24 protein-coding genes are annotated in these 22,942 nt (G+C 64.3%); 9 read left to right on the top strand and 15 right to left on the bottom strand.

The window, feature by feature from the left end; translation table 11 throughout:
* Positions 1 to 2: 2 nt before the first annotated feature.
* The 5 genes from NKJ57_RS01225 to NKJ57_RS01205 all read right to left on the bottom strand — a co-directional run bounded on the left by NKJ57_RS01225 (position 3) and on the right by NKJ57_RS01205 (position 2,915).
* Positions 3 to 437 carry a hypothetical protein gene (locus NKJ57_RS01225; protein ID WP_023671095.1) on the bottom strand — a complete coding sequence of 145 codons (435 nt, stop codon included), beginning with the start codon at positions 435 to 437 and terminating at the stop codon, positions 3 to 5.
* 655 nt (positions 438 to 1,092) lie between these two features.
* Positions 1,093 to 1,641: a dihydrofolate reductase family protein gene (locus NKJ57_RS01220; RefSeq protein WP_352510567.1), complete on the bottom strand. Its 549-nt coding sequence runs from the start codon at positions 1,639 to 1,641 to the stop codon at positions 1,093 to 1,095.
* 169 nt (positions 1,642 to 1,810) lie between these two features.
* On the bottom strand, positions 1,811 to 2,080 hold the full coding sequence (locus NKJ57_RS01215; protein ID WP_023726509.1) for a PilZ domain-containing protein: 270 nt from the start codon (positions 2,078 to 2,080) through the stop codon (positions 1,811 to 1,813).
* Between the two features lie 59 nt (positions 2,081 to 2,139).
* A complete protein-coding gene (locus NKJ57_RS01210; RefSeq protein ID WP_023671091.1) occupies positions 2,140 to 2,349 on the bottom strand; it encodes a hypothetical protein in 210 nt (69 codons plus the stop codon).
* A 215-nt stretch (positions 2,350 to 2,564) separates the two neighbouring features.
* The gene (locus NKJ57_RS01205) at positions 2,565 to 2,915 is read right to left on the bottom strand and encodes a hypothetical protein (RefSeq protein ID WP_352510344.1); all 351 of its coding nucleotides are present in this window, start codon (positions 2,913 to 2,915) and stop codon (positions 2,565 to 2,567) included.
* Between NKJ57_RS01205 and NKJ57_RS01200 the strand changes: the two genes are divergently transcribed.
* The 4 genes from NKJ57_RS01200 to NKJ57_RS01185 all read left to right on the top strand — a co-directional run bounded on the left by NKJ57_RS01200 (position 2,914) and on the right by NKJ57_RS01185 (position 5,678).
* Positions 2,914 to 3,234: a hypothetical protein gene (locus tag NKJ57_RS01200; protein WP_155923737.1), complete on the top strand. Its 321-nt coding sequence runs from the start codon at positions 2,914 to 2,916 to the stop codon at positions 3,232 to 3,234. The genes NKJ57_RS01205 and NKJ57_RS01200 overlap by 2 nt on opposite strands.
* 255 nt (positions 3,235 to 3,489) lie before the next feature.
* Positions 3,490 to 4,242 carry a DUF4142 domain-containing protein gene (locus NKJ57_RS01195; protein ID WP_023671088.1) on the top strand — a complete coding sequence of 251 codons (753 nt, stop codon included), beginning with the start codon at positions 3,490 to 3,492 and terminating at the stop codon, positions 4,240 to 4,242.
* Between the two features lie 31 nt (positions 4,243 to 4,273).
* On the top strand, positions 4,274 to 4,879 hold the full coding sequence (locus NKJ57_RS01190) for a general stress protein (RefSeq protein WP_023704148.1): 606 nt from the start codon (positions 4,274 to 4,276) through the stop codon (positions 4,877 to 4,879).
* 178 nt (positions 4,880 to 5,057) lie between these two features.
* Positions 5,058 to 5,678, top strand: a complete 621-nt coding sequence (locus NKJ57_RS01185) for a hypothetical protein (RefSeq protein WP_031195548.1) — start codon at positions 5,058 to 5,060, stop codon at positions 5,676 to 5,678.
* Positions 5,679 to 5,725: 47 nt separating this feature from the next.
* Here the strand turns inward: NKJ57_RS01185 and NKJ57_RS01180 are convergent, their stop codons facing one another.
* The 3 genes from NKJ57_RS01180 to NKJ57_RS01170 all read right to left on the bottom strand — a co-directional run bounded on the left by NKJ57_RS01180 (position 5,726) and on the right by NKJ57_RS01170 (position 9,051).
* Complete coding sequence (locus NKJ57_RS01180) at positions 5,726 to 6,874, bottom strand: extracellular catalytic domain type 1 short-chain-length polyhydroxyalkanoate depolymerase (protein ID WP_352510342.1); 1,149 nt, start codon at positions 6,872 to 6,874, stop codon at positions 5,726 to 5,728.
* A 206-nt stretch (positions 6,875 to 7,080) separates the two neighbouring features.
* Positions 7,081 to 8,067: an aldo/keto reductase gene (locus tag NKJ57_RS01175; protein ID WP_352510341.1), complete on the bottom strand. Its 987-nt coding sequence runs from the start codon at positions 8,065 to 8,067 to the stop codon at positions 7,081 to 7,083.
* 243 nt (positions 8,068 to 8,310) lie between these two features.
* Complete coding sequence (locus NKJ57_RS01170; protein WP_352510339.1) at positions 8,311 to 9,051, bottom strand: FadR/GntR family transcriptional regulator; 741 nt, start codon at positions 9,049 to 9,051, stop codon at positions 8,311 to 8,313.
* Positions 9,052 to 9,173: 122 nt separating this feature from the next.
* Here NKJ57_RS01170 and NKJ57_RS01165 point away from each other — a divergent pair, with 122 nt between their 5' ends.
* Both NKJ57_RS01165 and NKJ57_RS01160 read left to right on the top strand, forming a co-directional pair.
* On the top strand, positions 9,174 to 10,070 hold the full coding sequence (locus NKJ57_RS01165) for an NAD(P)-dependent oxidoreductase (protein WP_352510337.1): 897 nt from the start codon (positions 9,174 to 9,176) through the stop codon (positions 10,068 to 10,070).
* Between the two features lie 348 nt (positions 10,071 to 10,418).
* Positions 10,419 to 11,303, top strand: coding sequence for an AraC family transcriptional regulator (locus NKJ57_RS01160; protein WP_502902013.1), 885 nt, complete (start codon positions 10,419 to 10,421; stop codon positions 11,301 to 11,303).
* Positions 11,304 to 11,622: 319 nt separating this feature from the next.
* Here NKJ57_RS01160 and NKJ57_RS01155 read toward each other — a convergent pair whose 3' ends face one another.
* Together NKJ57_RS01155 and NKJ57_RS01150 are read right to left on the bottom strand one after the other, a co-directional pair.
* Positions 11,623 to 12,417, bottom strand: a complete 795-nt coding sequence (locus NKJ57_RS01155) for a FadR/GntR family transcriptional regulator (RefSeq protein WP_352510336.1) — start codon at positions 12,415 to 12,417, stop codon at positions 11,623 to 11,625.
* Between the two features lie 3 nt (positions 12,418 to 12,420).
* Complete coding sequence (locus tag NKJ57_RS01150; protein ID WP_352510334.1) at positions 12,421 to 13,863, bottom strand: FAD-binding oxidoreductase; 1,443 nt, start codon at positions 13,861 to 13,863, stop codon at positions 12,421 to 12,423.
* A gap of 157 nt (positions 13,864 to 14,020) precedes the next feature.
* Between NKJ57_RS01150 and gloA the strand changes: the two genes are divergently transcribed.
* Entirely contained in the window at positions 14,021 to 14,431 is a 411-nt protein-coding gene (gene gloA / locus NKJ57_RS01145) for a lactoylglutathione lyase (protein WP_019856614.1), read from the top strand.
* Between the two features lie 74 nt (positions 14,432 to 14,505).
* Here the strand turns inward: gloA and NKJ57_RS01140 are convergent, their stop codons facing one another.
* From NKJ57_RS01140 to NKJ57_RS01125, 4 genes are all read right to left on the bottom strand, one after another.
* A complete protein-coding gene (locus NKJ57_RS01140) occupies positions 14,506 to 15,474 on the bottom strand; it encodes an ABC transporter permease (protein ID WP_352510333.1) in 969 nt (322 codons plus the stop codon).
* Positions 15,475 to 15,478: 4 nt separating this feature from the next.
* Positions 15,479 to 16,981 (bottom strand): sugar ABC transporter ATP-binding protein, encoded by a 1,503-nt coding sequence (locus NKJ57_RS01135; protein ID WP_352510565.1) that lies wholly within the window; start codon positions 16,979 to 16,981, stop codon positions 15,479 to 15,481.
* A gap of 5 nt (positions 16,982 to 16,986) precedes the next feature.
* Complete coding sequence (locus tag NKJ57_RS01130) at positions 16,987 to 17,970, bottom strand: ABC transporter permease (protein ID WP_023686507.1); 984 nt, start codon at positions 17,968 to 17,970, stop codon at positions 16,987 to 16,989.
* Between the two features lie 159 nt (positions 17,971 to 18,129).
* Positions 18,130 to 19,200, bottom strand: coding sequence for a sugar ABC transporter substrate-binding protein (locus NKJ57_RS01125; RefSeq protein WP_352510331.1), 1,071 nt, complete (start codon positions 19,198 to 19,200; stop codon positions 18,130 to 18,132).
* A gap of 305 nt (positions 19,201 to 19,505) precedes the next feature.
* On the opposite strand from NKJ57_RS01125, the gene NKJ57_RS01120 reads away from it, so the two are divergent.
* On the top strand, positions 19,506 to 21,101 hold the full coding sequence (locus tag NKJ57_RS01120; protein ID WP_352510330.1) for a GMC family oxidoreductase: 1,596 nt from the start codon (positions 19,506 to 19,508) through the stop codon (positions 21,099 to 21,101).
* A 455-nt stretch (positions 21,102 to 21,556) separates the two neighbouring features.
* Here the strand turns inward: NKJ57_RS01120 and NKJ57_RS01115 are convergent, their stop codons facing one another.
* On the bottom strand, positions 21,557 to 21,694 hold the full coding sequence (locus NKJ57_RS01115) for an endonuclease/exonuclease/phosphatase family protein (protein WP_023691904.1): 138 nt from the start codon (positions 21,692 to 21,694) through the stop codon (positions 21,557 to 21,559).
* A gap of 182 nt (positions 21,695 to 21,876) precedes the next feature.
* Here NKJ57_RS01115 and rsgA point away from each other — a divergent pair, with 182 nt between their 5' ends.
* Complete coding sequence (gene rsgA, locus NKJ57_RS01110) at positions 21,877 to 22,893, top strand: ribosome small subunit-dependent GTPase A (RefSeq protein ID WP_352510564.1); 1,017 nt, start codon at positions 21,877 to 21,879, stop codon at positions 22,891 to 22,893.
* Positions 22,894 to 22,942 lie beyond the last annotated feature (49 nt).

Below are 22,942 nucleotides of genomic sequence, written 5' to 3'. Positions count from 1 at the left end.
TCTCAGTGCGGCATGAATCCTTTTCTCAGCCAAGCCAATATCTTGCTCCCATTGAGGACCCTGCGGACACGCCCGGCGGCCCAGCCAGCCTGCATGGTGGCGCCGGTGTGGCAACTGCAGACGATCTCATGCAACTGCCAATCGGAGAGTTCGAAGAAGCGTCTGGCTTCCCCGTAGGTATCCGATTGCATGCCCGATGCACGCAGCAGTGGATCGTCAAAGGCGACACTGATCGCCGATCCGACCGCGCGCGCTTCTCCGCGGACAGAGGGATGCAGATGCTCAGTCCCGGTGAGAGCCACAAGGGAGCGCGTCGGATTTCGATAGAGCAGTTCCGCCCACCGCTCTATCCGTTGCGTCCTTGTAGCCAGCAGAGCCGGCGATAGTGGACTGATGTCCGCGACTGACTGGAGTTGATCGAGTGTCTGGTGCTTCATGACTGCCTCCTGTTGGTCGTTCCAATCCCAAGGCCTTTGCTGCAGGATTGGCTCACACGCTAAGCCGCCTCGTAAAGGAGCGGCGGCCGATCAGGTGTTGCCACCAATCACCCACAGGCACCACGCGGCGGCATCTGCAGCGACCCCAACTGCATTCCTTCGCCAATGTTCCAGCGGGATGAAAAAAACTGTGCGGCCGGCCGACCCGACGGACCCGGCTGGCGCACGCAGGATCCTGAACTGCTGGACGATGATGACGCAGGCCTGGAAAGGCGGCTAGGTTGGACCTTGCTTTTCAGGCTTGACCATGATGTTTCACTACCCGCTCGGTCATCGCGGGAAGGCCAGGAGCAGAGCCGCTGGCGGCAACGATGAGTTGCGGACGAGGTCGGGCGGTGGAGGACGACGCCCTTGGGCCGCCAGGTCACTGAAGGACCAACCGAAGCGGCGCTTCGGGCGAGGAACGGCGGCAAGGCCTCTTTGACCGGCATGGGGCGCATTGCTGACCGGCAGATTTTCGGCCGACAGCAGACCCTCTGCTGCTTGGGTACCCAGCACGCAAGCTGACATGTGAGACCTCGGTGCGAAGGCAGGGACCAGACCCACTGCGAACGTACGTGTTGGTTCGCATGTTGGCGCTGAAGCGCCTTATCGTTCAGCCTCGCGGCACATAGATCATATGAACCGTATCGTCATCGATCAATGTGCTCGACACCAGTTGCAGCGGAGGCCTTGCCTCGTGGAAGAAAGGCTTGCCCTTGCCGAGCACGAACGGCCTCACGTGCAGGTGATATTCCTCAATCAGGCCCAGCCCGGTCATAAGACCGGCCAGTTCCGGACCGGAAACGCTCAGGATACCCTCCGTGCGGGCCGCGATCTCGCGAATCTGCGCTTCAATATCGCCGGAGATGAGGGTGGCGTTCGGGCCGACCCGTGAAAGTGTGCGCGAAACGACCCATTTGGGCAGCTTGCGCCAGAGTGTCGCGAACTGGCGAAGCGAAGCATCCCATTCCGCGTGATCATCGTCCCAATAGCGCATGACCTCGTACATCCGGCGGCCATACACAGCGCCGGCATGGTTGCGAATCGTCTCGATCCAGTACTCGAAGTGCTTCTGGCTTGGTGCGCCCATGACCAGATTTCCGGCAATGTCATCGACATAGCCATCGATGGAAACGTTCATTCCCAAGATAAGTTTGCCCAAAAGCAGCGCCTTCACATGGTCGGTTCACGGATTAACCGCTTGTAATTGCAAGCAGTCAGACGCTATAGCAACTGATTGCAAATCGCAAGTAGCATAGAAAGAAGCGTTCGTGCCGCAAACGAGCCCTGCCTTGTCCCATCAACCCTGCATCCGTCCCGGCTATCGCCCTCTACGCCTGCCTTCCCGAATCAAGCTGCACCCCAAGTCGCTCGTTCCGTCTCCACCGCACCACGGCGCGATAGCTGGTATGATCGACAGGCACGTGAAGGACGAAACGGTCGGGGATTGCGATATCGGCCTTCACCCGCAGCTCCGCACCGTGAGCGTGCTGGTTGCAAACCAGACAATTGATACTGGCGTCGCCAACGCGGATTGTCGCTTCCTTCAGAACAAGATCACGGATATGCGACCGTCGCTCTATCGGTGGGTCAGCCGGCATTGCCTTATCCCTCTGATTTGACGACCTGAAACTCTTCTGAACCCGGAATGGAAAGCGCACTACCGGCCCAGCGGTTGCCTCGAAAGACTGACGAGCTCGGCTTCGTCGACCACGCCGGCCATATAGTTCGCGATAATCCGGGATGCGATGGCGTCGCGTGCTTCGGGCGACTGACCGTCGCGCTTAAGCTGCTCGAATACACGGCCCAACAGCTCGAGTTCGGATGGCTGCAAAACGCCGGCCTCGGTGGCTTTGCGTCGAATGGGCATTTGTGATCCTCCACTGCGGTCAACAACATACGACCGCGGCAGGGAAACTCAACTCACCTGTCGAGGGCGCCGCGCGGGGGGCGCCGCGCGGGCGGCGCCGACCACAAATCCCGTTTACCCGAGCGGGGAGTTTTTCACTCAAAGCCACAGTGATCTGGCGTCCATACAAAGCCCGCCAGCAAAGCCGGCGGGCGCAATAGTCATAAGATACCCCACTAGAACCAGCTTCGGTCGCGTTCCTGGCTTTGCCCGAGCAGCATGCCGATCAACAACCCGGCAATGCCGCCAAGCACGAAAGCGCTGCTGATGGTGCCGGGATTTTGCTGGACGGCTTCGGACACCGTCTGCGCCTGCGATCTCAGCTGCTGCGTTGCCCGTGCCGCGCGCTCGGTCGCGCTGCCATACCAGCCGCCGGCTTCGCCAACGGCATCTTCTGCGCGCTCGGCAAGCGTCCGGTTGATCTTGCTGATCTCGCGCTTCAGCGATGCGACCTGCTTCTCCAGGGCCTCCTGGGCATCTCGGGCGGAAATCTTCGGGGTGTCCTTCGGGGTGTCGTTCTCGGCCATGGCTGTTCCTTTCGTTGAGGCAGGGGGAACGGCCAACGGACAAGGATGGTTCCGCTGCCTGCGCTCACAGTCATTCACCCGGCCGGCCGCCAACTTTGGGAACACTCTCCCGATCCAACGGTTGTGGCTGATGGAGGGCACGCATTTGTCGAATCGATCGAGCCATGCTGAAACGCTGCGGACGGTCTCCGATCTGCTACACCGCGCCCGCCGTGTCATTCGCGACGGCGGCCATGCGGCGGCGATGTTCGAAATAGACACGCTGCTGCAGGTCGCCCAGACAGAGGTTGCGCGCCGCCTCGAACGCAACGATCGCTGAACCTCGATAGGTCACCGCGGTGTTCACTTGCCGGCGGCGAAGGGCCTCGTTTCCCTTTTTGATCGACTTGCAAGGCGCCCATCGAGCGGGTCGCCGTCCTCAGCGTCGGCATGGCAAAGGCGCAAAAAGCCGCTGACGAGGGGCCATCATCGCGGCATCGACCCTCCCGGTTATAACGCTTGGGCGGCGGAACAAAGCTTGGCCGCACTGGTTAGGCTCACAGCACGATGTGTGCCCCAACGAGGATCTCTGTCCATGAAAACACGTGTTCTTCTAGCTTCGCTGGCCACCGCCACAGCCATGGTCTTCGCCCTGCCCGCCTTCGCCGCCGACAGCGCTCAGGACTTTGTCGACAAGGCTGCCATCGGCGGCCTGTTCGAAGTGGACTCCAGCAAGATCGCAGAAGGCAAGGCCCAGGATCAAGGCGTCAAGGATTTCGCCAAGAAGATGATCGACGATCACGGCGCCGCCAACGCCAAGCTTGCGACCATCGCTGGCGAACAGAAGCTGAAAGTGCCGACGGAGCTGGACGCCAAGCACAAGGCCGATCTGGAGGCTCTGCAGAATGCCAACGATGCCGTCGACAAGCCCTATGTCCAGATGCAGCGCGATGCGCATTCGGAGGCGGTCACGCTGTTCGAGAGCTATGCCAAGGACGGCGACAACGCGCAGCTGAAGACCTTCGCCTCCGAGACCTTGCCGACGCTCAAAATGCATCAGGAAATGGTCGAGAAGATCGCTTCCGCCGACAATGCATCGTCGACCACCAGTTCCACCACCCCTGCCGTGAGCACGACCGACACCACCAATCCGGCCGCCCCGGTCCCGGGTGCCAACAGCTTCACCGAGGATCAGGCCAAGAGCCGCATTCAGGATGCCGGCTTCTCCGGCGTGTCCAAGCTAACCAAAGACGACCAGGGCATCTGGCGCGGTCAGGCCACCAAGGATGGCAAGACCACGACCGTGGCGCTCGATTATCAGGGCAACGTCGTTGCCGGCGCCAACTGAACCTCTGAACCAGATCGAGGAGATCAAGACCATGAAAACCGTAACCGGACTTTTCGACAACTACGATGACGCCTCCGATGCCGTCGGCGAACTGGAGGCAATCGGCGTGCCGCAGGCCGACATCAGCATCGTCGCCAACAATTCGGACGACTGGTACGACGACGGCGACACTTCCAACGCCGCCGAGGATGCAGCCGGGGGCGCCGGTCTCGGAGCCGTCATTGGCGGCGCCGGAGGGCTTCTGACAGGGCTCGGCATCATGGCCATTCCTGGCGTCGGTCCTGTCGTGGCCGCAGGATGGCTGGCCGCCACCGCGGTCGGCGCCGTTGGCGGCGCGGTCGTCGGTGGCGCTGCCGGTGGCATCGTCGGGGCGCTGACCGAGTCAGGCGTCCCCGAAAGGGATGCGCATGTCTATGCGGAGGGCGTTCGCCGCGGTGGCACGATGGTGACGGCCAGGGTCAGCGACGAACTCGCCGACGAGGCAGAGCGTATTCTTGGCGAATCCAACTCGGTCGATCTGCAAGACCGCCGACGCGCCTATGAAGCCGGGGGCTGGACCGGCTTCGATGCCAATGCCGACCCCTACACCGACATCGAGGCCGAGCGCGACAGAACGCGCAACGCCAGCCCACTCTGATCATCGAGCCCCGTCGCCGTACGGCGGCGGGGCCGAAGGTGCTGTCGGCGCACTGAAAGCGACGTTCAGATTCGGCCATAAGGGGCGGGTTCTCATCGGACCTGCCCCTTTTCGCTGTTGCCTTGGCTTGACCGGCTCTCGCCGTGTTAACGTCGAACCAACCCAGCCCCAGGAAAGCATGAGCCCGTCCCCGCAACTGATTGCCGAATGGCCGTTGTCGCCGTCAGCGACACTCGGGTCCGCCGTGCGCTCCAAGGGGATCGAACGTGAAGTCAGAGCCCGGCTGCCATGGGCAGTCAGGAAGCACGTCAAGGCCGAGACGGGCCGCATCGCATTGCGAATGTCGAGATCCGAAGCGGAAGCGTTCAAGGCCGCCTCTGCCAGCATCTCCAAAACACTGGAGGGAGTGGAAGCGCTGCCTGTGCTTCCACGCGAGGTCGAGGATATCCTTACGATCTCTTCGCGCGAGCGCCACAAATGGCTCAAGGACGGTCGGCTGCAAAGCACCGGCACACGCACCGTCAAGATGCGTGGGCGATCAAAGTCTGTCACCTTCCACGTTTTCGACCCGCGCCACATCGAGGACGTCCTGGACCGCGATCTGGCAACCGTCTGGAGAGAGCAGGATGTCCAGGAGGTCGCCGAGAACAGGCGGCGCGGCGCGGGCAAGGCCGCGCTGACGCGCGCGGGAAAGGGCACCGGGCAGGCTCGCACTGCGAGGAACGCCCGGGACACGGATGGCCCGCCGCCCGGACTGAAGGGCTGGGATGCGTTCGAGGACGAAGGCCTGCTGCGATAATGATGCTGGCGCTTGCCCTTGTCCTTTGTGCGGGGCGAGCCTCAGCCTCAGCGCATCAATCCCGCTGCCCGCAGCGCGTCCTCGATGACCTTGGTAATCCCGCCCGCCGGACCGCCTGGCGGATTGACAGGCTCCGGGGCCGGATCGACACGGACGGCTCGCGGTTTTTCCTTCGGCGAGAAAGGCTGCAATGCAGTGCCTGAAGCGGCCTCGGCTTTCGCCGCGCGTCGTACCTCTGGCTTCGTCAGCCCCCAAAAACGGGCGATGTGGCGCGTCGAGGAAATCCCGACATCCAGCATGAACTGCCCTGCTTTGCCGAGAGCATTGTCGCCGGTCGCCTGCAATGGCGTGCCATGGCCCATGCCGGCAATGCTGTATGCCTCGACCACGTCGCGGCCTTTGCCATCGGACCAGACTTTTCGGCTCTGACCGTCGACCTTTTCCGTGCGTGTCGGCGCTTGAGCGAGGCCGTGCACGCCCTGCCATTGCGCCAGCACCGCGTCGGCATTGGAAGGCACCACTGTCGTATCGGCCGAGCCCTGCCAGACCGAAATCCTCGGCCACGGCCCCTTGTGCAGCGAAGCAGCCCGCAAAAGACGCTGCAGGTCGCTTCTGGACGGGCCGCCATGGCCACGCATGCGGTCGAAGGCTTCGGGGATGGTCGAGGCGCTGCCATAGGCAAGCCCGGCAATGATCGCGCCACCGGCAAACACGTCCGGGTAGGTCGCCAACATCACCGCCGCCATGGCGCCGCCGGCGGAAAGGCCGGTGACGAATATCCGCTTGCGGTCGAGACCGTGAGTGACCACCGCCGCCTCGATCATCTGGCGGATGGACAGCGCCTCGCCGCTGTCGCGGCTTATATCGCCTGGCACGAACCAGTTGAAGCAAAGATTGGCGTTGTTGGCGCGCTGCTGCTCGGGGAAAAGCACGGCAAAACCCTGATCGGCAGCAAGTTCGGTCCAGCCGGAACCATGGTCGTAGCCGGCGGCAGTCTGGGTACAGCCATGCAGCACCACGACCAGCGCCGCCTGCTTCGGCAGGTTTTCAGGAAGATAAAGCCGCGCACGCAAGGCGCCGGGATTGGACCCGAACCCTGTCATCTCGGACAGGTGATCGTCCTTGCTCTGTCCTGCGCCGGCAGGCCGGCCGCGCATCGCGCTCAGCCGGGCGATCGTATCGGATATGTCTCGCAAATCGGTATCCTTGCGCGCCGGAATGGGCAGACTCGTGCACACAACGCACACGCAGCAATATCGTTGCTGCACTGCACAATAACAAGCGGCGCGGCCGATTAAACGACCGGTGGATCACAGGATCCGCTGCAGAGCTTGTAACGACGCGCGCAATTGGCCCGGCTGGCCTCTGGTCAGTCAGCCGGTCGAGGGCGGCAGGCGCTGGCTCACCAGCGCTGATGCACGTAGGGCTTGATGTTCTCGTCGTAGACCGCCTTCACCTTGGCCATCAACTCGGAGGACAACGGCGCAAGCTCCGCCGCTTCCGCATTGGAAACCGCCTGCGCCGGATTGCGGGCGCCGGGGATGACAACCGTCACCGCGTCGAACATCAGGATCCAGCGCAGCGCGAATTTCGCCATGGTGGTGTCGCCTGACACCAGCGGCCGCACCTTCTCGACCGCCGCCAGCCCGACGTCATAGGGCACGCCCGAAAATGTCTCGCCGACATCGAAGGCTTCGCCATTCCTGTTGAACAGGCGATGGTCGGTGGTCTCGAACTTGGTGTCCGTCCTGAACTTGCCGGACAACAGGCCGCTGGCCAGCGGCACGCGGGCGATGACGGCGACATCGTTCTTCTTCGCCTGGTCGAAGAACAGCTCGGCCGGGCGCTGGCGAAAGGCGTTGAAGATGATCTGCACGCTGACGACGCCGGGATATTGCATCGCCTTCAGCGCCTCTTCGACACGCTCGACGCTGACGCCGTAATTGCGGATCTTGCCCTGCTCGGTGAGCTTGTCGAGACGCTCGAACACCTCCGGATGATAGTAGAGATCGGTCGGCGGGCAATGCAGCTGCACCAGGTCGAGCGTGTCGGTCTCGAGGTATTTCAGGCTGCGGTCGATCCAGCCGGTGAGGTTCTCGACGCTGTAGCCCTCGACCGTCTGCTTCGGCAGCCGCCGTCCGGCCTTGGTGGCGATGAACGGGCGCGCGCCACCGCGTTCCTTCATCACCCGTGCGATCAGCTTTTCCGAACGGCCGTCGCCATAGACGTCGGCGGTGTCGAGGAAGCTGACGCCGGCATCGAGCGCGGCATGCAGGGCGGCGACCGCATCGTCGTCATTGACCTCGCCCCAGGCGGCGCCGATCGCCCAGGCGCCGAAGCCGATCTCGCTGACTGATCTGCCGGTACGACCAAATTTCCGTGACTGCATCTCGCTGTTCCTGACTGCGGCTTCGTCGGCAATGCCGGCTGCACGATTCCGTTTTTTCGGGGAGCCTCATACCGCATGGCAACGCGATTGACATCCCTCTTCCTGGGATTTACCAGATTACAGGGTTGTATGACAACGGGGTAAGACTGCAACAGTGGGAGCCGGGAGGAACATGTCGCTGATGCGCCAACTTTATCTCGGCGGGGTCGCCGGATGAGCAGTCCGTCAACCGTGGTTGGCTCCCTAATCGAGAACAGCCTTGTCGCGCAGATCCTCGAAGCGGGCATAGCTTTTGGTCAGATGGCTGCGCATGGCGCGGCGCGCGGCGTTGACGTCCCTGGCTTCGATGGCCCCGAGAATGGCGCGGTGCTCGCGCTGCATGCGGTCGAGATATTTTTCCCGCTCAGCCTCCGTCATCCGGTCGAGCCGCGTCCACTGGCGCGGGATCATGGCGCTGCCGAACGTGTCGAACAGCCGGGTGAAATTCGGGTTCTGCGTCGCGGCGAGAATGGCGCGGTGAAAGCCGAAATCCTCTTCCGAACCGGAACCGCCGGCACGCACCGCCGTCTCCAGCGCGTCCAGCTTCGCGCCCATCTGCGCCAGCGCTGCCTCGCTGCGCCGTTCGGCGGCAAGGCCGGTCGCTTCCACCTCGATGCCCATGCGCAGTTCGAGCACGCGCAGCACCTCGTCGATCGATTCGAGATCGTCTGGCAGGACGGAAAAAATCTTCGGCATCGGATCCTTGGCGACGAAGGCGCCGAGGCCCTGGCGCGTGGTAATCAGCCCCCGGGCGCGCAGCGCCGCCAGCGCCTCGCGCACCACGGTGCGGCTGACGCCCGTGGCGGCGACAATCTCCTGCTCGGTCGGCAGCCGCTGGCCCGGCGCCAGGTCACCGGATTCGATCTGCGCGATCAGCGTGTTGACGAGCCCGGTCCTGAGATTGGGCGCCTGCGGTATGGCATCGAAAGTCATGGGCTCCGCCATCGGCGCGACTCCGGTTCGATTCTTGTTCGAAGGCCGAATCTTATTCAAAGAATTGCATCGACAGGTGCCCGCCGCAAGGTGACGAAAATTCGGCCCGTTGGCACGGGCGATAGGAGGATTGCATGAAAGAACGCATCGGCTTCATCGGCCTGGGCAGCATGGGCGCCGGCATGGCCGACAATCTGCTGCGCAAAGGCTGGCCGCTGACGGTGCATGTCCACCGCAGCCGCACCGCCGCAGACCGGCTGATCGCCGCCGGCGCCACCGAAGCGCCGAGCCCGCGCGAACTCGCCGCTGCCTGCGACATCGTCATCCTGTGCGTCACCGGTTCGCGCGAGGTCGAAGCGCTGGTCAAGGGCGCGGACGGGCTTGCTGCGGCCAAGACGCCGCTGCTGATCATCGACTGCTCGACCTCCAACCCGTCATCGACGACAGCGCTTGCCGCCGACCTCGCGGAGCAAGACATAACGCTGATCGACGCGCCGCTGGCGCGCACGCCCAAGGAAGCCACCGAGGGCAAGCTCGACGTCATGGTCGGCGGTGCGGCCGAGATCGTCGCCCGCGCACGGCCGGTGCTGGAAGCCTTCGCTGCGCGTATCGTCCACACCGGCCCGACCGGCAGCGGCCACACCATGAAGCTGCTCAACAATTTCGTCTCGATGGGCTATTCCGCGATCTATTCGGAAGCGCTGAGCCTCGGCGCCAAGGCCGGCCTGACGCCGCAGGTCTTCAACAGCGTCATCTCCGGCAGCCGCATGGATTGCGGCTTCTACCAGGCCTTCTTCGATTTCGTCTTGAACCGCAACGAAAACGCCCAGCGCTTCGCCATCGCCAATGCGCTGAAGGACATGACCTATCTCGCCTCCTTCGCCCAGGCCGCCGGCATCGCCAACCCGATCGGCGCCGCTGTGCGCAATGGGTTCGCTACGGCCGTCACAACAGGCCATGGCGAGAAATTCGTGCCGGCGCTGTCGGATATTGTGGCGGGGTTGAATGGGGTGTCGCTGGTGGAGGCGTGAACATCGCATAGGGTGCTCCCCCACTCCGTCTCGGCTTCGCCGAGCCACCTCTCCCCCACAAAGTAGGGGAGAGGAAACCCAAGCTTTGAGGGCTGCGACCCCGAAGATTGCCATTTCCTCTCCCCATGAAATGGGGGTAGAGGTGGCTCGGGGAAGCCGAGACGGAGCGGGGCCGGCACTGCCAGTCGAGGATTAGGCTGCGTAGAGCCGCCTACGAATAAGCCGATCAGTCGCGCCTCCAACCGGCAACTAGCGAGCACTCGTCCATCCTATCAAACCGCAAGATCGGTCGAGCGCGACATGTCCGGAACCGCCTATCTGGTGTCGCCACGCAGGACGAGACGTTTGATGACGCCACTTGAAAGCTACCAAGCCCGGATGCAGCGGGTGCTGGACCACATAGACCAGCATCTGGACGGAGATCTGGGCCTGGAAGCGTTGAGCGGCGTCGCGGCGTTCTCGAAATACCATTTCCACCGGCAGTTCACGTCAACCTTCGGCTTGTCCGTGCATCGCTATGTCCAGCTCGCCCGCCTGAAGCGCGCTTCTTACAGGCTTGCCGAGAGCGACGCCCAAAGCGTCACGGATATAGCGATGGATGCCGGCTACGACGCGCCGGATGCCTTCGCCCGCGCCTTTCGGCAACGGTTCGGACAATCGCCTTCGTCGTTCCGGAAGTCTCCCGACTGGGGGGCGTGGCTCATGGCCTTCGGGCCGCTCGAAAAAGCAAGGACCACGCTCATGCAGATAATCTTCGAACCCGCCGACGTGATCATCCGCGATGTGCTGCCGACGCCGGTGGCGATCATGGAGCATCGCGGCGACCGGGCGACGCTTCCTGACACCATCCAGCGCTTCATCGCCTGGCGCAAGGCGGCCGGCCTCTCGCCCGAGACAAGCCCGACCTTCAACATCTTCCGTTCCGAAAGGGAGCCGGCGAACCCGGCCGATTACAGCATGGATATCTGTGCCGGAACCGACCTGCCGGTAGAAGGCGGGCGGATCGAGGACGCGCAGATGAAGGCCGGCGTGATCCCCGCCGGACGCTGCGCGGTGCTGCGCTACCCCGGCAACACCAACAATCTCGAGCCGGCAGCGCTCTACCTCTACCGCGAATGGCTTCCGGCCAGCGGCGAGGAGGCGCGCGACTTTCCGATCTATTGCCAGCGACACTTTTCGTCGAACGGACCGGTGCGCGAGGTGGTGCTTGAGCTGTTTCTGCCGCTGAAATAGCGCGGTGGGGTGGCGGCCTATCTCCGGCCCTGAGCTGGTTGAGCCGACGACCGAGTGAAATCTGTATGGCGCTCCCCCACTCCGTCTCGGCTTCGCCGAGCCACCTCTACCCCCACATTCGTGGGGGAGAGGAAACCCAAGCTTTTGAAGGGCTGCGATCTCGGAGATTGGCATTTCCTCATCCCCATGAAATGGGGGGTCCGAAGGACGGGCGAGACCCGTGGCTCGCCCCGGCAAGGTGGCTCGGCGAAGCCGAGAAGGAGTGGGGTCAGCGCTGCCATAGGCGATTGGCCCAGCGCGCGGACAAGGCAAGCTATCCCTAAGCCTGCCCGCGCACAGCCTTCCGCAATCTCGAATGCCGCACCGGAGACGCTGTCTCGGGCCCCGGCACTGCCTCCGCAGCTTCCCCCTCATGCAACCCCACCCGCAGCGCCGCGCCCGCCAGATGGTCGCGCATCGCGGCTTGCGCCCCTTCGGCGTCGCCGGCACGGATCGCTCTCAGGATGCGCTCATGTTCGCCGAGCGTGATGCGGGCCATGTCGTCCGACTTTTGCTGGTTGCCGGCGGCGAGAATGCTTTCGCGCACCCGCTCGGACACGAAGACCAGGAATTGGCCCATGTAGGAATTGCGCGTCGCCTCGGCGACGGTGCGGTGGAATTCGAGGTCGCTGCGCAGCCAGGCGACGCTGCCATAGGGGGCGGCGCGCATGCCGGACAGCGCATCGCCCATGGCTTTGAGATCGGCGTCGCTGCGCCGTTTTGCGGCAAGGGCCGCCGCCTGCACTTCGAGGATGCCACGCAGTTCGAACAAATTGCGAAACGAGTCGGCGCGCTGCAGCGTCTCATGGTCGATGGTCAGCACCGTCGGGTTGTTGCTCTCGACCACGAAGGCGCCGCGCCCCTGCTGCGACCAGATGCGGCCTTCCGAGCGCAGCCGCGCGATCGCCTCGCGCACGACGTTGCGGCTGACGCCGAATGTGGTCGCCAGCGCCTGTTCGGTCGGCAGTTGGTCACCCGGCTTCAGGCGCCCTTGCGCGATCTCGCGCGAGATGGAACTGGCCACCAGAGTGGAGAGGTGTGGGCCGCGATTGACCTTGTCGAGTTTCAGCGTCATCGCTCACCTATAGTCGACGGCGGCGGCCGGCGCCAGAATGCGGCCGTTGCTCAAGATATGGCGCGGGTCGAATGCGTCCTTGATGCCGGCGGCGAGGTCGAGCGTCACCGGATCGATGCGTTCGAGGAACGCCTTCTGCTTGACCCGGCCGATGCCGTGCTCGGCGCTGATCGAGCCGCCATAGCGATCGACGACGGTGAAGATCTCGGCTTCCGCCTGCTCGAACAGATGTTCCATCGCCTCGATGCCCATGCCTTCCGGCGGCACGACGTTGAGGTGGATGTTGCCGTCGCCGACATGGCCGTAGGTGACGGCCAGCGCATCAGGCCGCGCCTTCTCCAAGGCGGCCAGCGCATCGGTGACGAAATCGGCAAGCCGCGAGATCGGCACCGAGACATCGGTGCGCAAATAGCGGCCGCCCCTGCCCTGCCGCTCGACCATGATCTCGCGGTAGAGCCACAACCGCTCACCTTGAGCCCTGGTCGAAGCGATGACGCCGTCCTCGACGATGTCCTCGACGCTGCCGAGAAACCCCAGCAGCATATTGGAGAGGTCGATCAGCCCGCCGGAGGACACCTCGATCAGCACATAGGCCGGGTAAGGCTGGCTGAGCGGATCGGGAAAATCCTTGCCCTCGCGCATGGTGATCTGGATGCCGACGCGCAGGATCAGTTCGAAGGCGGTGAGCAGGTCGCTACAATCGCGCCGGGCGCGGGCATAGAGCGCCATCGCATCCTCGACGGAGCGCAGGCCAACCAGCGCGGTTTCGATCTGCGTCGGCTTGGGGAATAGTTTCAGCGCCGCCGCGGTGACGATGCCCAGCGTGCCCTCCGAGCCGATGAAGATCTGCTTCAGATCATAGCCGCGATTGTCCTTGCGCAGCACTTTCAGCCCGTTCCAGATGCGGCCGTCGGCCAGCACCACTTCGAGGCCAAGCACCAGGTCCCGCGTCATGCCGTAGCGCAGCACGTTGAAGCCGCCGGCATTGGTGGCGACATTGCCGCCGATGCGGCAGCTGCCCTGCGCGCCGAAGGTGATCGGCAGCAGGCAGTCGCTCGCTTCGGCGGCGCGCTTGGCATCCTCGAGGATGCAGCCAGCCTCGACCACCATGGCAAAGTCGATCGGGCTGATCGAACGGATACGGTTCATGCGCTCCAGCGAGATGACGATCTCGCCGCCATCCGCCGCCACTGCGGCGCCCACGAGCCCGGTCAGGCCGCCTTGCGGCACGACCGGAATGCGCTCGGCATGGCAGAACCGCATCAGCGCCGACATTTCATCCACCGAGGAGGGCCGCGCCACCGCCAGCGGCCGGCCGAAATGATCGCCCGACCAATCGCGGCTGTAGCGCGCCAGATCCACTTCCTCGGTCAGCAGCCCGCCATTCGGCAGCAGGCCGGCCAGGGCTGCGATCTGCGATGCGGAGGTTGGCAGCACGGCATTCATGGATTGGCTCTGGGCCCCTCGGCAAAACGACTGGACAAATACCGACGTTGTCGTGTTATCATACAACCCTGATTGAGAACATCAAGCGAGGCTTGCCGCCAAGCGTTCGATGTGGATGATCAGACCCGCAAATCACAGAATTCGGAGGACTTCCCCAATGAGCGACGCCCCGGGCTTTCGCTATATGCACACCATGATCAGGGTGCTCGACCTCGACAAGTCGATCGCCTTCTACACCGAGGTGCTCGGCATGACCCTGCTGCGCCGCGACGACTACCCCGGCGGCAAGTTCACCAACGCCTTTGTCGGCTACGGCCCCGAGGACAAGGAAGCCGTCGTCGAGCTGACGCTGAACTGGGGCCGCGAGGAGCCCTACGAGATCGGCACCGGCTTCGGCCATCTGGCGCTCGGCGTCAACGACATCTACGCCGTCTGCGCCGAACTGGAAAAGCGCGGCGCCAAAATCCCGCGCAAGCCCGGCCCGATGCAGCACGGCACCACCCACATCGCTTTCGTCGAAGACCCCGACGGCTACAAGATCGAGCTGATCGGCCTCGACACGATGTGATCCGATCGGGCCGGACCGCATCGGCCTCGCGCCGATGCGGTCCCGTCCTGTCCGCGCTTGCCTGGGAGGCAGGATCACTTGATGACCGCGATCTTGCTGCGGTCGATGGTGATGGCGACGGCGGCAATGAGCACCGCGCCGAACACCATGTTTTCCAGGAAGATATTGACGCCGACAAAGGTCATGCCGATGCGCACGATCGAAATGATCAGCGCGCCGACCGCCGTGCGGGCAACGCCGCCGAGCCCGCCGGTGATCGCCGTGCCGCCGACGATTACGGCGGCGATGGCCGGCAGCAGCAGCTGGTTGGCCAGCACCGGCGAACCGCTCGACAGCCTGGCTGCCAGCACGACGCCGGCGATGGCCGCGAGCATACCCGACGCGGCAAAGGCGATGATCTTGGTGCGGTCGACATTGATGCCGGCCGCCCACGCCGCCGGTTCGCCGGCGCCGACCGCAATCGCCTGGCGGCCGAAGCGCGTGTAGCGCAGCGCCAGAAAGGCGGCGATGCCGATCACCGTCGAAATCAGCACCACCACGGGAATGCCGGCGACAGTGGCGTTGATCCAGGCGGTGTTTTCGCGACCAGCCTCCTCGATGGTGATGGCGCGGCCATTGGAGACCCAGAGCGCCAGGCCGGTGACCACGCCGCCGGTGGCGAGCGTCGCCACGAAGGACGGCACGCGTAGCTTGACGTGGACGACGCCGCTCAGGATGCCGAAGGCAAGCCCGGACAGGATCGCCACCGGAAAGGCGGCGAGGCCGAGCGACGGCAGCAATTGCGCCAGGATGACGCTGGCCAGCGACGCCACCGCCTGGATCGACAAATCGATGCCGCCGAGCAGAATGGCGAAGGTGACGCCGGTCGCCAGGATGAACAGCACGGCGGTGTTGGCAAACAAAAGCGCCACGGTTTCGCCGGTGAGGAAGCCGGGCGCGGCGATCTCGATGATCAAAAGCAGGCCCACCAGCAGGATCAGCGGAATGGCGCCTTGCGTCCACTTGCCCTCGAAAACCTGCCTGATGGAGAACGCCTCATTCATCGGTTCACACCATTGCCCTGAGAAGATCGACCTGGTTCGGCTTGTTGCCCGGACTGGCATCGAAGCGCGCGGTGATTGCACCGTCGCGCATCACCAGCACCTGGTGCGACAGACCGATCGTTTCCTCCAGCGTGTCGGAAATCAAAAGGATCGCCACGCCTTGCGCCGAGAGATCGCGCACCAATTCGTAGACCTCCTCCTTGGCGCCGACATCGAGGCCGCGTGTGGGATGGTCGAGCACCAGGATGCGCGAGCCCGCCGTCATCCAGCGCGCCAGCACCACCTTCTGCTGGTTGCCGCCGCTGAGCTTGCGGCAGGCGGCATCGGGACCGGGCGCCTTGATGCGCAGCCGCTTGATCCAGTCGGCGGCAAGCCGGCGCTCCTTGCCATAGTCGATGGCGCCATGGCGCATGACGCTGGAGAGATCGGCCAGCGAAATGTTCTCCGCGATCGACAGGAACATCACCAGCCCTTCGAGCCGGCGCTCGCGCGGGACATAGCCGATGCCCTTGCGCACCGCCGGTTCCGGCGAGGAGAAGCGCACGGCATCGCCGGCGATTTTCATCTCGCCGGCATCATGCTGGACGAAGCCGCCAACGGTGCGCGTCACCTCCTCGCGGCCGGAGCCGACGACGCCGGCAATGCCGACGATCTCGCCCGCCCGGATCGAGAGATCGACGCCGTGATAGTAACCGTTGGCGCCAAGGCCCTTGGCCTCGACCATCACGGTATCGCGCGGCGCCAGCTGGCGGGCCTCGCGATAATACTCGGCCTGCAGGCCCCGCCCAACCATGATCTCGTGCAGCTCAGGCGCGGTGACTTCGGCTGCACGATGTTCGGCAACGACGGCGCCATCCTTCATCGTGTAGACGCGGTCGGAGATATTGAGCACCTCGTCGAGGCGGTGCGAGACGAAGACGAAGCTGGCGCGGGATTTGAGCGAGCGCACCCGCGCGAACAGCACCTCGATGTCGGCGGCGTTGAGCACCGAGGTCGGCTCGTCGAGCAGGATGAGCAACTGCCGCTCGACCACTTCCTCCAGGGTCAGCGCCTTGGCCAGCTCGACCATCTGGCGCGCGGCGAAGGTGAGTTCGGAGGTGCGCGCGGTGACGTCGATGTCGATGCCGATCTTGGCCAGTTGCCGCCGCGCCGCCGCGTTCATGGCGCGCCAGTTGACGAGGCCGAAGCGGGTGAAGCGGTCCTCTCCGCCGAGATAGATGTTTTCGGCAACCGTCAGGTTCAGCACCAGCGACTGCTCCTGGAACACCATGCCGATGCCATGCCTGGCCGCATCACGGGCGTTGCGCATGCGCAGCTGTTCGCCGTCCAGTGTGAGCGAGCCGCCATCCGGCCTGTAGCCGCCGGCCAGCACCCGCATCAGCGTCGACTTGCCGGCGCCGTTCTCGCCGATCAGCCCGACAACTTCATTGGGCCGCACTTCGATGGAGACGTCGCGCAGCGCCTGGACGCCGGGGAAATTCTTGATGATGTTGGACACCTGCAGCATGGCGTTCACTTGACGATTTTCAGGCGGACACGGTCGAGCGACAGCGCCACCGCGGCGATGATCATCAGACCCTGCACCGTCTGCTGGATGTAGGGCGAGATGCCGAGCAGGATCATGCCATTGGCAAGCACGGTGACGATCAGCACACCGATCAGCGTGTTGACCACACCGCCCTCGCCGCCGGTCAAAGCGGTGCCGCCGACGACCACTGCGGTAACCGCGGCAAACAGCCTGCCGTCGCCGATGACGGCATGCGACTGGCCGAGCTGTGCTGCGGCCAGCACGCCGGCAATGCCGAAGAAGAACCCCGCCAGCGCAAAGGCGGTGATGCGCACGCGCACGACATTGACGCCGGAGAGCTTGGCGACATCCTCATCACCGCCGATCGCCAATATGTGGCGGCCGAGCTTGGTGTGGTACTGGATGACAGTGGCGAGCAGGAAGGCGCCGAACGCGACCCAGACCGCCACCGGCAGGCCGAGGAAACGGTGCAAGGCCAGGTCGCGGATCGAGGCGTCGTTCAGCTTGATGGCCGTGCCGCCCAGCATATAGACCGACAGGCCGAGGCCGATGAACCACATGCCGAGCGTGCCCATGAAGGACGGGATGCGCAGCATGGTCTGGACGAGACCGCTGACGAAGCCCATGGCGGTGCCGGCGGCGATGGCAGCGAGCACCGCCCACCAGCCATAGTCGTTGCCGTTGCCGTCATTGGCGGCGAGCAGCACAAGCACCATCGCCGCCACCGAAAGCGTGCCTTCGACTGCGAGGTCGATGCTGCCCATCAGGATGATGAAGGTCAGCCCCATCGCCAGCGTCAGCGGCACGGCGGCGGAATTCGCAAGCCGCACCAGATTGCGCAGCTCGATGAAATTGGGGTTGGCAATGGCGATGAGTACGCAGAGTACAATCAGCACCGCCAGCGGCGCCAGGCTGCGCCAGCGCCTGCCGCCCAGGAATGTCGCGATGCGGCCGGGGAACGGTGTCATGGGCGTCGTCCGCTCGATGTCCGAAACGGACTTCAGGGGTTCTGTATGGATTGTCAAGAAACCGCTTCCCGTCTGCTGGTGACAGCCGTCGCGACAAGGGGATCGCGACGGCTGCGGGAGGAAGCGGGCCGCCAGGGAGTTGCAGCCCACTCCGATGGATCAGGTGCGGATTGCTCCGGTGACCCGGCCCCACAGATCGTTCCAGTCGATCTCGGGCTTCGCATCGACATTGGTCTTGTAATATTCCTCGACATTGTCGTGCGAGATCAGCACCGCCTTGCCGTAGAACTCGCGGTGCTCCGGGGGCTCCTTGGTCGGGTCGAACTTGCCGATCTTGGCGTTGTAGCCGATGGCGAGACCCATGCCGCCCTGCCAGAACGGATCCGAAGTGACCGTGCAGGCGAACTCGCCGGTGCGCACCGCATCGACCGCCGTCTTGATGCCGTCGACGCCGACGATCGGCACCTTGCCGGCGAGATTTTCGGCACGCAGCGCTTCCAGTGCGCCGGAGCCCATATCGTCATTGGCCGCCCAGATGCCCTTGATGTCGTCGCCGAAGCGGGTGAGCAGATTGCCCATCAGGTCGAAGGCTTCGGTCGACTTCCAGTTGGCGACCTGAAAGTCGAGCAGCTTGATGTCTGGGTTGGCTGCGAGCGCCGCATCGAGGCCCTTCTTGCGCTCGATCGCCGCCGTGGTCGAGATCAGGCCGCCGAGCGCTACGATGCCGCCCTTGCCGCCAATGGTCTTGAACAGGATCTCGGCGATGGTCTTGCCGCTGTCGATGCCGTCGAACTCGATATGCGAGACATAGTTCGGGTTGAAATCCTTCGGGTGCAGATCCCCAGGCTTGTTCCACTGGGTCACCACATAGGCGCCGGCCTTGGCGCAGGCCTCGACGATCGGGCGCGCATCGGGCGTGTCGTTGGGATCGGAATTCAGCACCATGTTGCCGCCGGTCTTGGCCAGCATCGCCTTGATGTCGGCAATGCCCTTCTCGCTGTTGCCTTCCGAAACCAGCGTGACGTGTTCCAGCCCGGCCCATTTGGCATACGCTTCGGCGCCGGTCTTCCACACCGCGTGATAGGGGTTGGACAGCGAGCGGATCGACGTCACCAGTGTCGGCTTGTCCTGCGCGCGCAGCACGCTCGGCATGGCGAGTGCCGCCACGCCGGCGGTGGCGCCCATCATCAGCGTGCGCCGGTTGACCGTAAAATTCTCCGTGTCCTTCATACCTCGAAACCTCCCGATTGAATTCTGTTCCGCCCGGCATCTTGCGCAGGGAGCGCGGCCGGGACCTCCTGGTGAGGATCGTCAAGCTCCTCCACTTGTACGACAACCCTTCAACACGATAACCATACCCTTTCTCTTGACGTGGCACAAGCGACTTGAGATCGTCGCGCGCAAGAGGAAGGGGCGGTGATTTTCATCGCCCGCCGGAGCATGATCCCTAGAAGTGGGAACCGGTTTTCTCGGACAAATCGGGAAACCGTTTTGTCCGGAGATCATGCTCCAACAAAGAGAACCCGGGAGTGGAAATGACGGATTACATCATTGTCGGCGGCGGTTCGGCTGGCTGCATTCTGGCCGCCCGGCTGAGCGAGGACCCAGACGTGTCCGTCGTGCTGCTCGAGGCCGGTCCGCCCGACACCGATCGCTACATCCATCTGCCGGTCGGCTTCTTCAAGATGACGTCGGGGCCGCTGATCTGGGGCTATGACACCGCGCCCGGCAAGGAGATCGACGGCCGCACCATGGTCTATCCGCAGGCGCGCGTGCTGGGCGGGGGCTCCTCGATCAACGCCCAGGTGTTCACCCGCGGTTGCCCGCAGGACTATGACGGCTGGGCGACCGACGCCGGCTGTGCCGGCTGGAGCTATGCCGACGTGCTGCCCTACTTCGTCCGCTCCGAGGGCAACGACACTTTTGCCGATGCGCAGCATGGCATTGACGGCCCGCTCGGCGTCTCCAGCGGCGCGCCGCATCCGCTGACCCGCATCTTCGTCAAGGCCGCGCAGCAGGCGGGCCTTCCTTTCCGCGCCGACTTCAACGCCGGTGAGCAGGCGGGCGCCGGCTTCTACCAGACGACGACGCGTCGGGGGAAACGCTCGAGCACGGCGGTCGCCTATCTGAAGCCGGCGCTCGGCCGCAAGAATCTGACGCTACGCACCGACGCCTCGGTCAGCCGCATCGTGGTCGAGAACGGCCGCGCCATCGGTGTAGAGATCATCGTCAATGGCCGCACCGAACTGCTCCGCGCCGAGCGCGAAGTCATCGTCGCCGCCGGCGCCATCGGCTCGCCGAAATTGCTGATGCTGTCCGGCATCGGCCCGGCCGTGCATCTCGGCCAGCACGGCATCAAGGTGATCCACGATTCCAAAAACGTCGGCCAGAATCTGCACGATCACATGGACGTCGACGTCGTCGCCGAGCTCAACGGACCGCACGGCATCGACCGTTACAAGAAGAAGCGCTGGCAAGCGGTCGCCGGTCTTGAATATGCGCTGTTCGGCAAGGGGCCGGTGGCCTCCAACATCGTCGAGGCCGGCGGCTTCTGGTGGGGCGACCGCGCGGAGAAGACGCCGGACATCCAGTTCCATTTCCTGCCCGGCGCCGGCGTTGAGGAAGGCATCGGCTCGGTTCCCGGCGGCAATGGCTGCACGCTGAACTCCTACCATGTGCGCCCGCGTTCGCGCGGCAGCGTCACGCTCAAGTCCGCGGACCTGCGCGATGCGCCCATCATCGACCCCAACCCGTTCGCCGAGCGCTATGATCTCGAACGCGCCATCGACGGCATCGAGATCAGCCGCGAAATCCTGTCGCAGCCAGCCTTCGCCAGATACATCAGCCGCGAGCATCTGCCCGGCAAGGCGATGCAGGGGCGCTCAGCACTCGAAGCCTTCGCCCGAGAACATGGCCGCAGCGCCTATCACCCAGTCGGCACCTGCCGGATGGGCGGCGATGCCGACAGCGTCGTCGATCCCGAGCTGCGCGTGCGCGGTCTGCAAGGCCTGCGTGTCTGCGACAGCTCGGTCATGCCAAGCATCGTGTCGTCCAACACCAACGCGGCCGTGGTCATGATTGCGGAGAAGGCTGCGGATCTGATTGCGGGGCGAACGCTGCCGGTGGCGTAAGCAGGACAATCGCATGTGGTGGCGCCACGCGATTGCCCTGCCTTGAGCACCTGTCGCTGAGCGCATAGCACTCGAACCGCACTAAAAACGACAGCCTCCCGCAGCGCCTTCAACCGACGCTTGCGCAATCCACCAACCGACCGGAAACCCCCGGTTGCGGGCTCGTTGCCGACGCCTGCGCGGGGATATGAAAGCGCTTTTGCGCCAGTCCGCGATCACACCATATGAACCGATCCAACCTCTGCTAGCTTGTGGGCGTGGGACTTGTCCCGCTTTGGCCGGTGCTTCAGGCAACCCCATCCCAACCCCCCGCCCCCTGCGGTACCGGCCATCCCCTCCCTTCTGCCAGGCTTCCCGACCTGCCATCCTCAGCCGTCCTTGCCAACTTCGAGGTCGACGACGAGGCCTGATGCGTGGCATGCAAATCAAGACCATCGGCAGCGTATCGAGGGATTTCACATCGGCTGTCTGGACGACGTCCTGGAGAGCGACAGATCGGGGTCGAGCCGCCTCAGCTCCCGGTTGATGGCCGCCAGGCGCTCCGGTTCGCCTTCCGTGTTGCAGACATTGAGAGTAACGACGCGTAAGCGCATCAGCGAACCACCGCCGCGATGCGTTCCAACGTGGTGCGCGAAACGGCTCGGCCATCGGCGCGGTTCGGCTTGCCAAATGCCGCCATGCCGCCCATACACGGCTTGAAAAACGCCCCGAGGGTCCGCGCCCATTTTGCCAAAGGATACTCTCCGATGTCTGTGACGCCGTCCCCGTGGTCAAAATCGTGACGGCTTCCCTCGCAAGCCTGGGCTGGACGGATTTCTTCGGCGACCAGCTTGAAGCCGATGAGGCAGACCTAGTGCCGACGCGCATCGCCTCGGTGCACCGCGACCGCCTGGCCGGTCTGTCTCTGTCAGGGCCAGTGGATCTGACGCTGCCGGCCAATGCCAACACCGGCGACTATGCCGTCGGCGACTGGGTGCTGGTCGAGCCTCACACGCATCTGCTGCGCCGCCGCCTGACTCGCAAGACGGTGCTGGAGCGCCGCACACAGGGCGGCAGGATCCCGCAGCTGGCCGCGGCCAATGTCGACACGCTGTTCATCGTGACGTCCTGCAATGCCGATTTCAACATCGCCCGGCTCGAGCGCTATCTGGCGCTGGCCAACGAGGCCGGAACGACGCCGGTGATCCTGCTGACCAAGGCCGACACCGCTGACGATGCCGAGGCGTATCTGAAACAGGCAACAGCCCTGCAGCGCGGACTGGCCGTGGTGATGCTGAACCCGCGCGTCGCCGATGCCGCAACGGCGCTTGCCCCTTGGTGCGGCGCGGGGCAGACGGTGGCCCTGGTCGGTTCCTCCGGCGTCGGCAAATCGACGCTGGTCAACACGCTGGCCGGAGCGGCGCAGCAATCGCCGCAACAGACTGCGGGCATTCGCGAGCACGATGCCAAGGGTCGCCACACCACCACGGCGCGGTCGCTGCACCCCATCGCCGGTGGCGGCTGGGTAATCGACACGCCGGGCATGCGCACGCTGCATGTCAGCGACGTCGCATCCGGCATCGACACGCTGTTTGCCGAAATCACCGAGCTTGCCCCGCTGTGCAAGTTCCGCGACTGCACTCATGTCCACGAACCGGGCTGCGCGGTGCAGGCTGCGTTGAAGGCGGGTACGCTCGACCCCGAGCGCCTTGCCCGCTGGCGCAAGCTGTCGGAGGAAAACCAGGGCAACACGCCGGTTCAGAGCGGGCCGCGCGGCAACAAATCGCCTGCCGGGCGCCCGAAGCGGCGTTGAGAGGATAGGAATTGCGGAACGAGACGTCGGAGGCCCGGCATGTGCCGGG

The organism is Mesorhizobium sp. M0077, assembly GCF_040322955.1.
GTDB lineage: Bacteria > Pseudomonadota > Alphaproteobacteria > Rhizobiales > Rhizobiaceae > Mesorhizobium.
This window is presented reverse-complemented; position numbering and strand designations above follow the sequence as displayed.